At 47.9% G+C, this 13833-nt stretch carries 14 protein-coding genes; 3 read left to right on the plus strand and 11 right to left on the minus strand.

Going from position 1 to position 13833, the window contains the following annotated elements:
- The first annotated feature begins 76 nt into the window (after positions 1-76).
- Positions 77-301, plus strand: coding sequence for a DUF1128 domain-containing protein (locus AC3WT9_RS28885; protein ID WP_341096408.1), 225 nt, complete (start codon positions 77-79; stop codon positions 299-301).
- 179 nt (positions 302-480) lie between these two features.
- Here AC3WT9_RS28885 and AC3WT9_RS28890 read toward each other — a convergent pair whose 3' ends face one another.
- Positions 481-1200: a pirin family protein gene (locus tag AC3WT9_RS28890; RefSeq protein WP_341379830.1), complete on the minus strand. Its 720-nt coding sequence runs from the start codon at positions 1198-1200 to the stop codon at positions 481-483.
- Between the two features lie 432 nt (positions 1201-1632).
- On the opposite strand from AC3WT9_RS28890, the gene AC3WT9_RS28895 reads away from it, so the two are divergent.
- Together AC3WT9_RS28895 and AC3WT9_RS28900 are read left to right on the plus strand one after the other, a co-directional pair.
- Entirely contained in the window at positions 1633-2157 is a 525-nt protein-coding gene (locus AC3WT9_RS28895) for a YtxH domain-containing protein (protein ID WP_341096412.1), read from the plus strand.
- Between the two features lie 145 nt (positions 2158-2302).
- Entirely contained in the window at positions 2303-2635 is a 333-nt protein-coding gene (locus tag AC3WT9_RS28900; RefSeq protein WP_038596579.1) for a DUF5665 domain-containing protein, read from the plus strand.
- A gap of 270 nt (positions 2636-2905) precedes the next feature.
- Here the strand turns inward: AC3WT9_RS28900 and AC3WT9_RS28905 are convergent, their stop codons facing one another.
- From AC3WT9_RS28905 to AC3WT9_RS28950, 10 genes are all read right to left on the minus strand, one after another.
- Entirely contained in the window at positions 2906-3676 is a 771-nt protein-coding gene (locus AC3WT9_RS28905) for a sigma-70 family RNA polymerase sigma factor (RefSeq protein WP_076113333.1), read from the minus strand.
- A complete protein-coding gene (gene rsbW / locus AC3WT9_RS28910) occupies positions 3673-4125 on the minus strand; it encodes an anti-sigma B factor RsbW (RefSeq protein ID WP_341096416.1) in 453 nt (150 codons plus the stop codon). The genes AC3WT9_RS28905 and rsbW overlap by 4 nt, the downstream gene beginning before the upstream one ends.
- An 18-nt stretch (positions 4126-4143) precedes the next feature.
- Entirely contained in the window at positions 4144-4482 is a 339-nt protein-coding gene (locus tag AC3WT9_RS28915; RefSeq protein WP_038596585.1) for an STAS domain-containing protein, read from the minus strand.
- Positions 4483-4579: 97 nt separating this feature from the next.
- Positions 4580-6250, minus strand: a complete 1671-nt coding sequence (locus AC3WT9_RS28920; RefSeq protein ID WP_341096418.1) for a response regulator — start codon at positions 6248-6250, stop codon at positions 4580-4582.
- A gap of 17 nt (positions 6251-6267) precedes the next feature.
- Positions 6268-7137: a CheR family methyltransferase gene (locus AC3WT9_RS28925; RefSeq protein WP_038596589.1), complete on the minus strand. Its 870-nt coding sequence runs from the start codon at positions 7135-7137 to the stop codon at positions 6268-6270.
- Positions 7138-7218: 81 nt separating this feature from the next.
- Entirely contained in the window at positions 7219-10887 is a 3669-nt protein-coding gene (locus AC3WT9_RS28930) for a response regulator (protein ID WP_341379833.1), read from the minus strand.
- Positions 10884-12050, minus strand: coding sequence for a SpoIIE family protein phosphatase (locus AC3WT9_RS28935; protein WP_341379835.1), 1167 nt, complete (start codon positions 12048-12050; stop codon positions 10884-10886). Before AC3WT9_RS28935 ends, AC3WT9_RS28930 begins: the two co-directional genes overlap by 4 nt.
- A gap of 220 nt (positions 12051-12270) precedes the next feature.
- Positions 12271-12618 carry a YflT domain-containing protein gene (locus tag AC3WT9_RS28940; protein WP_341096425.1) on the minus strand — a complete coding sequence of 116 codons (348 nt, stop codon included), beginning with the start codon at positions 12616-12618 and terminating at the stop codon, positions 12271-12273.
- 91 nt (positions 12619-12709) lie between these two features.
- The gene (locus AC3WT9_RS28945) at positions 12710-13243 is read right to left on the minus strand and encodes a hypothetical protein (RefSeq protein ID WP_341096427.1); all 534 of its coding nucleotides are present in this window, start codon (positions 13241-13243) and stop codon (positions 12710-12712) included.
- A 36-nt stretch (positions 13244-13279) separates the two neighbouring features.
- On the minus strand, positions 13280-13786 hold the full coding sequence (locus AC3WT9_RS28950; RefSeq protein WP_341096429.1) for a DUF948 domain-containing protein: 507 nt from the start codon (positions 13784-13786) through the stop codon (positions 13280-13282).
- Between the last annotated feature and the right edge of the window lie 47 nt (positions 13787-13833).

A 13833-nucleotide genomic window follows, 5' to 3' on the forward strand; every position in this document is an offset into this window, starting at 1 on the left:
AACAAAAAAATGGTGTTTCCTTCCCCAATCATGATAGAATATTTGAATCCAAACACAGAGAGGACTGTTTAACCCCATGGATTTATCGCAGCCCAGCCAGGAAAATGTGGAATATATGATTGAGGGCATCAAGAGCAAGCTGAAGATGGCCAGCGCCGCAGCCATGCAGGCTTCTGCTTTCTCAGTGAACAACTATGATGATATTCTTGATATTTATGAAGTTGCCATGAGCAGTGACCGGCTCAGCATCTCGCAGGTGGAAGCGCTTGTCTCCGAGCTTGGACGCCTGCGTAAGAAATAGAAACAAGTGGAAACGGCTTCCCGTCCTCAAAAGGGCGGTATCCGTTTCAGCGAGAAATAGACCTGTCATGCACAGGAGCTCCTTGCCTACGATTCCATCCGTGCGGATGGCCGTCAGGCAAGGAGCTCCTTTAGGATTATTATGCTTACAAGTACAATGCAACGGGCACGATTTAACGCTTACGGCAAATCAATCAGTATGAGTTCCGCTTCGCCCTCACTGCCAATGCTTTTGATCGTCAAGTCACAACCCTTGCGGATACGTGCGGCATCGCCTGGTTTCAGCTGAAAAGTGCCATCTGAGCAAGAGATTTCTACATCCCCGGAGATAAGGAAGATGTGCGTCCGCCTGTCTTCTTTTTGCGCATAATGAAGCTCCCTGTTCGTGTCCAGCACCGATAGATAGAAAGTTGCATCCTCGTTCACCTTCAATGTACCTTCCTCACCACTCCCCGAAACGACCGGCAACAGCGTGTTGCTCTTAAATTCACGCGGGAAAAACTTTGCATCCCATTTCGGTGCAAGCCCCGGTGTGCTAGGAAGCAACCAGATTTGTAGAAAACGCACATTGTCGCTCTCCGAAGGATTGGTCTCCGAATGATTAACCCCGGTCCCCGCACTCATGACCTGAACCGTGCCTGACTGAATATCCGCGTGATTGCCGAGGTTATCCTGATGCTTCAGTACTCCGGAAACAACATAAGTGATAATCTCCAGATCATGATGCGGATGCTCATGCATCCCTTGTCCCGGTTTCAGCTCATTGTCATTGTGTGCAAGCATCGCACCAAAGTGCGCATTGCTGGGATCATCATAATCGGCAAAGGAAAAACTGAACTCACTGTGAATCCATTCTCTATTCGAAGTATGTCTTTCTGCTGACGTAACTACTTTTATCATAACCATGCACCTCCAAAGATGTTGGAACCTTCTCCGTGCTTAACGGGTCGAAACCGCTCCTCGATTTAAATTGTTATAGGCGCTTTAATTAAGTATTTCTTACCCTGTTCCTTTCCCGGTCAATCATTTATGATTACACCGAAAGAATCAGGACTATAGGAAAGACCTCACAATTTACTATCACGTGTGAACTTTCGTATTTCCGCATGCGGATATTTGTAAAGCTTCATATTTCGTTGTTTTTTATAGGAAAATTCTCCTTTGTTTACGTATCCTGCTCTAGTCTCTCCCATTCTTCTCCATGCTTGTCTGCTGTTTCAGCCTATACGCCAACGTTTATATACGAAGTAAGATACTTCAGGCTATCCTGAATTCGAATGACGGCAGCCGCCTAATTTCGGAATACCATAATCTAATGAGGAGTGATTAATCATGAATAAAGCAGAAACGGAACATCCGGTAGAAAGCGGAAGCACTTTTTTCAAAGGAATCTTTATTGGTGGTTTGCTCGGTGCTGCCGCTGCTCTGTTGTTCGCCCCTAAGCCCGGCCGTGAAATGCGCAGTGACTTGTCTGATAAGCTTACGCTGGCTACAGACAAAACCAAAGAGGTTGCAGGTGTCGTAACGGACAAGACCAAAACAATTGCGACTACTGTTGGAGAAAAAGCGACCGATCTAGCAAGCACTGTATCGGCCAAAGCCTCCGACATCTTCACTACCGTAAGCGACAGCAAACAGCAAATTGCTGCCACCTTGGCGGAAACAGGTAAAAAACTGGGCCATTCCATCAGTGAAGTCTCCGAAAATGTTGCTTCTGACGTAAAAGATGCATCTAAAGAGGTAGCAGAGGAAGCTAAGAATGTAGCCGATGAGGCCAAAGCATCCTCTAAAGAGGTAGCTGATGAAGCCAAAGATGCCAAAGAGGAAGTAAAAGCGTCTTACAAGTCCTCTTATTAAACTACGGTGATTCACGGCTTGATCTAAATTTGAGAACAGCCAGCTCACCGCAGCTGGCTGTTGTTATGAGGAATGCAGCTTCTTCTTCGAAAGAAGCTGCATTTTTATCAAAGCCCTTATACGACTAAAGAAAGAGGGACGCCTTATGGGAGATGCAGGCAGCAAGACCAAAACCTACGAAGTCGAAGAGCATCCCTTTGAATTGCGGCATGAAGTCAAACGGCTGAACGCAAGGCTCGACAAAATTGCCGATTCACTGGAAAAATCCGAATTCAAGGATATCCTTGAGAATTATACGGATCCCAAAAAGCGGATTATTACGAATCTTATGGCCGGGATATCCCGGGGTCTCGGGCTTTCACTCGGTACATTCGTGATACTCGGCTTACTGGGTTACATTCTTAGCCTGTTTCTTGATGTACCCGTTATCGGTGAATATCTTGGAGAAATCAAAAAGTATATTGATGCCAACAGCTGATGCCAATAACTGATAGCATCGTTATCCACCCCGCTAAGCAGTCTGCTGAACAGACTGCTTAGCGGGGTGGATGTGTATGTCCGCTTCAGGCTGAATACAACAAACAAGCAGAAACAGCCTCGCCGTCCTCAAAAGGACGGTATTCGTTTCAGCGAGAAATAGAAGGATAATTTATGGCGTGAAGCCTATAAATTCTTATCATTTAAAAAAGACATACCCTTCCCCGGCGGGGATAAGGTATGTCCTAATCTTGGGGACTAGCGATAAAAATCAATAGGAAGAGTTCGCCATGATCTGTTTGAGCTTCTCGGTGGCCCGCTTCTGGATCCGTGAGACGCTCATTTGTGATACGCCGAGCTTCTGCGCGATGGCACGCTGCGACTGGCCGTCCTGGAACGCCAGCAGCAGCACCTGCTGCTCTTGCTCCTTAAGCTGGCCCAGCGCCTGCTGGAGATCCATACGTTTCTCCACAGTCTCGTAATCGTTGGCTTCGGAGCTGATCAGCTCGCCGAGCGTAGCGCCCGTCTCCTCTTGTGAGAGGGGTGAATCCAGTGATACGTAATGATAACATTCCCTGCCGGCCAGTACTTCCACAGTTTCTTCCACAGTAAGATCAAGATAATGGGCAATCTCTTCCACAGCAGGAGAACGTTCCAGCCTGATGGTAAGTTCATCAATGGCCTGCTGCACAAGGGCGCCTTTCTCTTTAATCCGTCTTGGGACCTGTATGTACCAGGATTTATCCCGCAGGAAATTTTTCATATGCCCGATCATGCTCTTCATCGCATACGGCTCAAACGGGATGCCCAAGCTGATATCGTACTGCTGCAGCAACCGGATAAGCGCCATCTGCCCAACCTGATACAGATCTTCGTAAAGATCCGGACGGTTGCGGGCAATTTTCCCGGCAGCCATCTTCACCATCGGCTCATATTTCTTGATCAGCACGGTGGCAATTTCATTATCCTTGGTCTGCTGATATTCCCAGATCAAACTTACTGCTTCGTTCATGGACTCTGGGGGAGTCACTTTATCACTCATACTTTCTCCTCGCTGAAATTAAGCCGCTTAGTCAGGGTAACGACTGTCCCTCTCCCTGCTTCACTCACGACGCTTACGTCATCCATGAGCGCTTGCATTAAATAAAATCCCAGTCCGCCAACCTGAACATCATTCAGCTCTTTATCATGCAGCGTAATGCGTCCGTCGGGCGAATCCAATCCGTCAAAGCTCTCCCCTTCATCTTTGACGGTGATGGACAAGGCACTTGTTCCTACTTCAAAGATTACATCGACCAAACCATCCTCTTGGCCGTACGCATATAATACAGAGTTATTACAGGCTTCCGAAACCGCTACCTTCATATCCTCAATATCTTCATAGGTAAAACCCATTTTTGAGGCAATGCCATATAAATTCAGTCTAACGATATCGACATATTCTGCACTCGCAGGTAACTGAAGAACTACTTTTTGCACGTCATCACTCATCCTTAGTTCGGTCCTTTCCTAGTGGGAATTCTCTTGGGGGGCAAAAAACTTAGAAATACCGGTCATATCAAACAGCTTCTGGATTTGCGGCGGAACTTCTTCAACGGTAAACTTAACGTCCATCCCGTGTCTTGCTTTGAGGATCGAGAGCAGGATTCCAATACCGGTGCTGTCAATATATCTCAAGTCTTTCAGATTAATAACAAGGTCAAGCCCCGTATCTCCCACAAGCGGCTCCATGACCAAACGGAAATCGGGAGCAACAGACAAATCTAGTTCTCCAATCAGGGAAACGGTACAAACGCTGCCTTCAGTTTCGGTTTTTGCATGGAACTTTTCGCTTTTATGTGTATTCATAGACAACTCTCCTGATTAAATGTTTTCTTTACCAATAACCCTAAAGACCTAGGTTTGAAACAAAAAAACTAATTCTGCATCATTGACAAATACTGGTTCATGTTTTGAAAAGGGTCTTATTTCGTCCATTGACGTGACTATCCTGTCTTGAATAACGGGCAATAATTTGTTTAATACTGCTAAGCTTCAGCGGCTTGCTGATATAACCGTCCATGCCTGAAGCCATGCAACGGTTCTGGATACCCTCCATGACATTGGCCGTCATCGCGATGATGACCGCCTTCTCGGAGGATGGCCCATGGCTGATCCGGATTTTGGAGGTCGCCGTCAGACCGTCCATAACCGGCATCTGCAGATCCATAAAAATAAAATCATAAGCATATTTCATTGCCAGCTCCACCGCCTGGCTGCCGTCCTCGGCGATGTCGGCGTCATAACCCAGCTTATCCAGCATGCTGACCATAAGCCGCTGATTGATCGGGTGATCATCTACAACCAGGACTTTTCTCCGCCATCTCTGGTTATCCACGTCTTCATATGGCTCCACCTCTTGAAATCCCCTTGCCAGCTCGTCCTCAGGCAACGCTGCCTGAATGGTGAATACAAAGGTCGCCCCTTTCTCCTCCATCGATTCTACGCGTATGTCGCCGCCCATCATCCCGACAAGGGATTTACAGATTGCCAGCCCGAGACCGGTTCCACCGTACTTGCGTGTCATAGAAGAATCAAGCTGGGAAAAAGGTTTGAACAGACGGTCACATTTTTCCGGAGAAATCCCGATGCCCGTATCCTTCACGGTAAACTCAACTACCAGTTTATTATCTGCTGTTGGCACGCTGGATGCAACAAGGTAAACTCCACCTTGATTGGTAAACTTCACCGCATTGGCGACTAAATTGATTAAGACTTGACGCAAACGGGCCATATCTCCGTAGATCAGCTTTGGAAGATTCTGATCAATGAAATAGGCTAATTCCAGGTTTTTCTTTCCTGCTTCGGCAGAAAATAAGCTAAATACCTCCTGAACAGTGGTCTGTAGCTCAAATAACTGCTCCTCCATTTCCATCTTGCCGGATTCCATCTTCGTGAAATCAAGGATATCATTAATGACCGTAATCAGGTTATCGGCACTTTTGCGGATAATCTCTGTATACTCCTTCTGCTCCGGAGCCAGCTCAGTTTCCATCAGCAGGTCAATCATTCCCACCACACCGTTCATCGGCGTGCGAATCTCATGGCTCATCATAGCCAGGAACTCGGTTTTGGCATTAGCGGCAATCTCCGCCGCTTCCTTAGCTTTAACCAGCTCTCCGTTGATTTTCTCCAGCTCCTGCGTCTTTTGCTGCAGGAGCATAGACTGCATCTGATGTTTCTTGTTAGTTAAGTGCATGTTAACGAAGCCCTCAATCTTGGACTTCAAGATTTGCGGAATGAAGGGTTTGACCATATAATCAATAGCCCCGGCAGAATATCCCGCGAACAGATGCTCTGCCTCTTTGCTGTTGGCAGAGATAAAAATAATCGGAATATCCTTCGTCTTTTCTCTGGCTTTGATTAATTTGGCGGTTTCAATACCATCCATACCCGGCATTTGTACGTCCAGCACAATCACCGCAAACTCATATCTTAACAGACATCTCAGCGCTTCTTCGCCGGAATTGGCTTTGACAAGCTTATAGTGTTGACTCTCAAGCACAGCTTCAAGCGCCAGCAGATTTTCAGGACGGTCGTCAACCAGCAATATATGAATTGGTTCTTGAACCCCCATAGGCCCCTCCTATCCCGCTATTTGTTCTTACGATAGATTTTTTCTACTCTATCCAGTGGCTCGTAGCTGTCGCTATATCTGGTGAAGTGAATAGATTCTTTGGAACCGAGCACCAGTACTCCGAACCGGCTGAGGCTCTCATAGAACAAGCCGTGCACATGGTCGCGAAGTTCATCATTGAAATAGATCATGACATTCCGGCAAAAAATGACATTAAATTCGTTGAATGAGGTGTCTGTTGCCAGATTATGCTCTGCAAAGATAATATTTTTACGCAAGTACGGCTGTAGAATGACTGAATTGTATTTCGCTGTATAATATTCAGAGAATGCGCGGGTCCCGCCCGCCTCCATATAATTCTTGGTATACTGCTTCATCTTACCGATCTCATATACACCTTCCTTAGCCTGCTGCAGCGAGCGTTCGTTCATATCAGTGGCATAGATGCGCGCCTTGTCGTAGAGCCCTTCTTCGTGCAGCAGAATCGCCATGGAGTATACCTCTTCGCCAGTGGAGCAGCCTGCATGCCAGATCCTGATATAAGGATAAGTTCTCAGCAACGGGATCACCTTTTGGCGGAAAGTTAAAAAGAGGCCTGGATCCCGAAACATTTCCGTCACGGGGATGGAAAGGCTGTAGACGAACCGTTCAAAGCAGGCGCGGTCATGCAGCACCTTCTCCTGCAGCGCAGATATGCTCGGCACATTCTCGGCATGGACGTGATGCCAGATACGCCGTTTCAAAGAAGGCATGGCGTAATTTCTGAAATCATATCCATACAAGCGATGCACGCCGCTCAGAAGCAGCTCAATTTCAATCTGCTCTAGCTCCTGCTTGCTTCCCGATTGGGTGAGCTCCTCATCATATCCCCGTTCCATAGCTGTCATGTTATCAAGGCTCCCTTGCATTTGCCGTATTTCCGGTCTGTTGTTTGTTGGTGCTGTAATGCTATTACCCCAAATTTACGCTTACGAATACAACCAAACGCGCATTAAGGAAAGTAACTGATCGGTACCGATCGGTTTCTTCATATAATCCGAGGCTCCTGCTTCAATACACTTGGCCCGGTCTTCCTTCATTGCCTTGGCCGTAAGCGCGATTATTGGCAATTTATGATACTGCGGCATCTGGCGGATCCGGCGCATCGCCTCATATCCGTCCATTTCCGGCATCATCATATCCATGAGCACGAGATCAAAATCTTCCTGTTCAACCAGCATATCGAGTGCTTCACGGCCATTCTCTGCGAACTTCACTTCCATGTGGTATTCTTCCAGTACGCTGGAGAGGGCAAATACGTTGCGGATATCATCATCCACGAGTAAAATCTTTTTCCCCTCAAACAGCTCTTCTTTATTGTGCAGCTTTTGCAGAATTTTACGCTTATCCTCCGGAAGATTGGCTTCTACCCGGTGGAGGAACAGGGTAGTCTCATCCAGCAGTCTCTCCGGCGAGCGCACATCCTTGATAATGATCGACTCAGCATATTTCCGCAGCTGCGTCTCTTCCTTGCTGTCCAGATCCTTGCCTGTGTAGATAATGATCGGCAGATCATTCAGTTCCTCATCATCGCGGATCTGATCAAGCAGTTCGAAGCCGTTCATATCGTCAAGCATCAGGTCGAGAACCATGCAGTCGTATTTCTGCTTACGCAGTTCACCGAGAGCTTCTTGTCCGGTTGAAACCGCCGTAATGGCGACATCATCATGGCCGATAAGCTCCATAATGGAACGGCGCTGAATTTCGTCATCCTCGACAATCAGCAGATGCTTCAGGGTACTGGCTGTGTAGCTCTCAATTTGTGAGAATGCCCGCTCCAGCGCCTGCCGGGTCGAAGGTTTTCTCAAGTAAGCCATCGCACCCATCATTAGGCCCTGCTTCATCTCATCATTCACAGAGATGACATGAACAGGAATATGCCGCGTCTGTGATGCGCTTTTAAGCTCTCTGAGTATCGCCCAGCCATCCATAACCGGCAGCTGGATGTCCAGAATAATCGCATCCGGCAGGTGGGATTTGGCCATTTGCAGCCCGATATCCCCCTGCAGCGCCACCAATCCCTTAAAGCCGCGTCCGCGGGCCATATCGAGCAATATTTTAGCAAAACTTTCATCATCCTCAACAATGAGCAGAACCTTATCATTTGCCGTCAAATTCTCACGGTCATCCTCCACTATCACTGGATGAAGCGGGGCAGGTATGATATCTCCGGATTTAGCAGGTTGTAGTTCCTCCACGTATTCTACCAGTGTCGCCGCCTCTTGGGCCGCTGCCGCCTCAACCGCCCCAGGAAGCAGTCTGTAATTCCCTTGGACCGGCAGATACAGCGTAAACGTGCTACCTTGTCCCTCACGCGACTCCAGCCCGATGGCACCGCCCATCAACCGTGCTAATTCACGGCTGATCGACAAGCCAAGACCGGTGCCGCCATATTTGCGGCTGGTCGTACCATCCACTTGCTGGAACGCCTCAAATACGATATCTGTCTTGTCTGCAGGAATCCCGATACCGCTGTCTTTCACGGCTATGGAAACATAGTCATACTCCGGCGGAAGGAAGGACGGCAATTGAGCAGGCACTGCACGGCTTACCTCAAATCCTACATAACCCTCGCTGGTAAATTTAAAGGCATTGGACAGCAGATTTCGCAGAATTTGCTTCAGGCGATGACTGTCTATAAATAAACTGTCCGGCAGCGGCTCATTAAAGGAAAGACGCAGAGACAGCCCTTTCTTAAGGGCTTGAGGAGCAAAATTCTGTTTCACAAAGGTTTTGAGCTCCGTCAGCGGAACTTCTTCATAATTCAGCTCCATCTTACCTGCATCGACCTTGGAAAGATCAAGGATTTCATCAATCATCTTCAGGAGATCCGCACCGGACATATAAATCGTGTGCGCGAATTCAACCTGCTTTTCCGACAGGTTGCCTTCTTTATTCTCGGTAAGCAGCTGCGAAAGGATGAGCAGACTGTTCAGCGGAGTCCGCAGCTCATGGGACATGTTGGCCAGGAACTCCGATTTGTATTTGCTCGTTACAGCAAGCTGCATCGCCTGCTTCTCCAACTGGACACGGGCGTGCTCAATCTCATCCTTTTTCTCTTCAACCTCCTGGACCTGATCCTCCAGCGCGCGGGTTTTGGATACCAGTTCACTATTGTAGTGCTCCAGTTCCCCCTGCTGCCGCTGCAGCAGCTCCTCCGAACGTTTAAGCGCATCGGTCTGCTCCTCCAAATTCTCGTTGGAGCGGCGAAGTTCTTCCTGCTGGGTCTGGAGCTCCTCCGACTGGCACTGCAGTTCTTCCGTGAGTGCCTGTGATTCGCGCAGCAGCTCCTCCACCACGAGTCTGCGGCTGATATTGTTCAGGATGACACCGAGATTATTCGTCAGTTGATGCAGCAATTCATTCTGCAGCGCTGTGAATGGCGTAAAGGAGGCAAATTCAACAACGCCAAGCAGTTCATCCTCAAACAACAACGGATAAATAGATATATGTTGAGGATGGGAATCGCCAAAACCTGAGGAAATGGAAATATAATCGTCCGGAGCCTCTGTGAGTTTGATCGGCTTCTTATCCAGCGCGCTTTGTCCGATAAGCCCTTGGCCGATTTCAAACCCTTCTTTCGGCTTGTCGCCCCCTTCACCGGCATAATAGCCGCTTGCAGTGAGCAGATTAGGATTGTTGCTATCCTTCAAATAAACCGCTCCGTATTGGGCTCCCAGCACAGGAGTGAACTCGTTGATAAAGGTCTGCGACACCTGATCAAGTGAACTGACGCCGCGCAGCAATTCTGTTACCTGTGCGATATTCGCATTCAGCCAGGCCTGATCGCTCTGAGCCTGCGCATAAGCTTTTTCCAGCTGCTGCTTTTGTTCGATGTCCTCTGCCATCTCCTGGAATACTCGGGCTACATCACCGATTTCATCCTTAGAGACTACCTTGAGCCTGCGGATCGCCCGCATCTTGCCGTTTCCGAAGCTAGTAATCATCATGGAAACGACATTAAGACCGCGCGTAATGCTTGGAATCACCCAAAGGACGACACCAAGTCCAAGCAGCAGCCCCACAATCATAATCAGCGTTACCATTTGAATGGATCTTTCATAAGCTTTCTGCGCGATGGCATTTTCTTCGGTCATCTGATAGGCATTGTAATCAGCGAGGGCATTCAGACTGTCCAGCACCTCGTTCTGAATGGCCTGTCCCTCTGTATTGCGGTAGGTGTTGGCATTCTGAAAATAACCGGCTGTAAGCATCTCCAACGCTTTATTCTGATAGTTCAGGTAAGCGGAATTAGCTTTCTTAATCCGGCTCAAAAACTCCATTTCCTCCGCAGCACTCATCGAAGCTTCTATGGTCTTCAAATACCCTTCCGCCTTAATGACTTTGCCGTCTATCTCAGTTTTCTGGGCTCCCACAGACAGCGTATCGGCATTCAGCATCGATGTGGTCAGGATTCGCGCCATATCATTGACTTCGCCCCGAAGTCCGGAAATAGCACGTCCCTTGCTGTACCTGTCCTGAAAGCCGTCTAGCTGGTTGCTCATATAATTAAGCCGATCGTATCCAATCAGCGTAAGTGCCAACATAATTGCCAGCATCGCGCTGAAGCCGATCAGCAGCTTGGCCTTTATCTTCATTCCTTATCCGTTCCTTTCTTCAGCGTGATCCACACCAGGCATTTGTCGTCATCTCGTTCCTGATCCGCTTCATCTGTGAAAAAAGCCTCCTGCATAACCTCTTCACGCCATTCGTGGTCCCCGTTCAGATTCCCGATCATAAAGTCCAGTTGCTCTTCCTGTTCACCTGGGGCCATTTCCAGTAGACCGTCAGTGTACATTACCAGATGCCCTTCCTCTTCGAAACTCAAACTCTGCGGTTGAATATCAATTCGGTCGAACAACCCGACCGGATGGCAGTTGCTCTCCAGCAGCACTGGTTTCTTGGCGTTGCCTTCAAAGAGCAGCGCCGGCGGATGTCCGGCATTTACATAGTCAATTCGTTTCATTCGCGTATCAATCACAAGATAAATCGCGGTAAAGTAATACTGAACCAGCTGTTTCTCGATATAGAGCTGGTTAAACCGCCGGTTCAGCTCTTGAATTACCTTCTCCGGCTCCACGTACGTAGTCACAGTATCCTTAAGCACAGAGGCCAGGAACATACAGAAAAGCGACGAAGAGATCCCGTGTCCCATCATATCCAGCAGGATCACGGCATACCTGCCGTCTCCCAGCGGATACCAGGCATACAGGTCCCCAGCCAGTTCAGCGGAAGGCTGATAGATGGCATGCGCCTCCAAAACCTCATCCGTAATTGGCAAACTGAGTACAGCATTCTGCACAAGTGCTGCAAGCTTCAATTCATCTTGCATCCGCTGATCCCGCTCTTTATGCCAATCCTTCTCCCGCTTGAGACGGAGCGCCAGCCGGATACGCGCCATAAGTTCAACCTTGTTAATCGGTTTCGTAACATAATCCACAGCTCCGGCATCCAGTGCCTCGGCCAATTTCTTGGAATCCCCCACAGCGGTAACCATAATAATCGGAATATCCTTTAGATGCTCATATTGTTGAACCACACGGCAAGCCTCGATTCCATCCATCTCTGGCATCATCATATCCAGCAGAATTAAATCGATATCCGACTGCAGCGGTCCTTTCTTTTCGCCTCCAATGCCAAGCAGTTTCAGCATTTCTTTGGCGGATGATGCTGTTATGAAATTTCGATAGTCTTCTTTTTTCAGGATTTCACGGATAATGATTACGTTAGTCGGATTGTCATCTACGATTAAAATTCTCAAGCATCTTCACCTCGCACGATTAGTATTAGAGCCGTACAAATCCCTTACATCTATAATTCTATCATACGATATTTGAACGCCGTCTTTCCAATTGCCAACAATCTACTAGTAGAGTAATATATTGTATCAGCATTCAACAAAGTAACCTCCAGCCCCACTAATTATAGTGGAGCTGGAGGTTACGCTATTGGGCTATAGGTTCTCATAAACAAACCGGCGTTTATTGCGGGTTTCTTTTGGCGATGACGAGAACCTTGCCTAAATCAAGCTCTTTCTCGTAGAAGCCTGCTTCTGCACTGCTAAAACCCAGTGAAGTAATTTTGAAACGGAGCGCATCCCCCCGCGAACGGAAAAGATTGGCAATCGCGCCAAATAACCCTTCTTCACTGAGACTGACCTCATTAGTATCTGCAGCATCAACGATACGGCCCTCACGGACCTGATCGTGGCTAATGACATAAATGTCATCTCTGGAATAGCCGCTGCTGCGCAGCCGATTCACTTCTTCGATCGCCTGAACACCATTTTCCAGTAGCTTGGCATACGCCTGTGTACCGATTGAATCCATGAAATCACGCTCCTATGGTTAGATTAATGAGGATAATGCCAAATGAGACAACTGTTCCTTCATTAACCTTATTTACGGACCGTGAAACAGATCAGGAGGAATTTCCATCAAATAAATCGATACCTTCCCATTCTCCTGTCTGCGGATTGCGGTAAATCTTCAGCGCAGCGCTTCCTCTTAAATAGACATCGCCGTCTTCAGCTACAAAATCCGGAGTTCCCAGCAGCTCTTGAAAATTGTTTCGCGCCGGATCCAGTTTTTCTTCATTCAACTGCAATCCGTATTGCCCGGCCTGTGCCGGCGTTACGTGAACATACAGCACGACCCCTCCACAAACTCCTGCCGACATATCGGCGTACTGATACTCCAGGCATTCCTGCCAGGGATCAGGAGCAATGCTAAGCGGCGAACCTTTAGCCAGCAGCAGTTCTTCCTCCGACATATATAGGGATGCCCCTGCCAAAGAATTAAAGCTGCTGATATAAGGGCTTACACCCATACTGCGTTCAATGGCCAACACCACTGGCGGCTGCATGGTAAAAAGGGCGGCAGGGACATGGTCCTTCTGCGGAGACGGTGTTAAATATGGAGAGAGAAGACTTAGCAAAAGAATGACAATGTTCATGGAATCATCCCGCCTTTCTCACTGCCGCCTACTTAGTTAATGCCGGAATTTTTGCCATATAGTAGCTGCAGCGTCAACGCCTTTAAGCGCCATTCCTATTTTCCCCGAACCTTTTTTGGCATATGCGGCATCATAGGATTTCACTGTCCGTTCTTCGGCAGGTGTCAGCGGAGCATCTTCAATGGAGACGGCTTTGGCTTTCTCCTTAAGCTCGCGTGATTTCCGGTACTTCTCAATCACAGTCACTGATACCTGCTTCACGGTAAGCGTCAATTCGTTCATTACATCGCCAAGATTTTTCACTGAATCCATAATAGGATCGATCTTTTGGATCTTGCCTTGGACGTCGGCCGTAATATCATTGGCATGTCTGACGGTTGTTTTTACTTCATAAGTAAGCTCATCCACCGTCTTTTGGACTTCCTGCAGAGTCTGGCTGACCTTGTCGAGGGATTCTTTCGCTGATTTTAAGGTTTTAATTAAAAAGAAAACGAGTACGGTGAATGCAATCGCAACAAGTGCAACGCTAAGTTCAATGATCATTACGAAAACCCCTTCCAAATCATAAATGTCGGCTTGCTCTGCCTTGA

Source organism: Paenibacillus sp. EB106-06-01-XG199, from assembly GCF_058791575.1.

Bases quoted from the DNA above. Each gene is read 5' to 3' on its own strand.
- AC3WT9_RS28890 (WP_341379830.1), bottom strand. From the start codon at position 1,200: ATGATAAAAGTAGTTACGTCAGCAGAAAGACATACTTCGAATAGAGAA.
- AC3WT9_RS28920 (WP_341096418.1), bottom strand. From the start codon at position 6,250: ATGGGGGTTCAAGAACCAATTCATATATTGCTGGTTGACGACCGTCCT.
- rsbW (WP_341096416.1), bottom strand. From the start codon at position 4,125: ATGAGTGATGACGTGCAAAAAGTAGTTCTTCAGTTACCTGCGAGTGCA.
- AC3WT9_RS28945 (WP_341096427.1), bottom strand. From the start codon at position 13,243: ATGAACATTGTCATTCTTTTGCTAAGTCTTCTCTCTCCATATTTAACA.
- AC3WT9_RS28915 (WP_038596585.1), bottom strand. From the start codon at position 4,482: ATGAATACACATAAAAGCGAAAAGTTCCATGCAAAAACCGAAACTGAA.
- AC3WT9_RS28930 (WP_341379833.1), bottom strand. From the start codon at position 10,887: ATGAAGATAAAGGCCAAGCTGCTGATCGGCTTCAGCGCGATGCTGGCA.
- AC3WT9_RS28950 (WP_341096429.1), bottom strand. From the start codon at position 13,786: ATGATCATTGAACTTAGCGTTGCACTTGTTGCGATTGCATTCACCGTA.
- AC3WT9_RS28900 (WP_038596579.1), top strand. From the start codon at position 2,303: ATGGGAGATGCAGGCAGCAAGACCAAAACCTACGAAGTCGAAGAGCAT.
- AC3WT9_RS28940 (WP_341096425.1), bottom strand. From the start codon at position 12,618: ATGGATTCAATCGGTACACAGGCGTATGCCAAGCTACTGGAAAATGGT.
- AC3WT9_RS28905 (WP_076113333.1), bottom strand. From the start codon at position 3,676: ATGAGTGATAAAGTGACTCCCCCAGAGTCCATGAACGAAGCAGTAAGT.
- AC3WT9_RS28895 (WP_341096412.1), top strand. From the start codon at position 1,633: ATGAATAAAGCAGAAACGGAACATCCGGTAGAAAGCGGAAGCACTTTT.
- AC3WT9_RS28885 (WP_341096408.1), top strand. From the start codon at position 77: ATGGATTTATCGCAGCCCAGCCAGGAAAATGTGGAATATATGATTGAG.
- AC3WT9_RS28925 (WP_038596589.1), bottom strand. From the start codon at position 7,137: ATGACAGCTATGGAACGGGGATATGATGAGGAGCTCACCCAATCGGGA.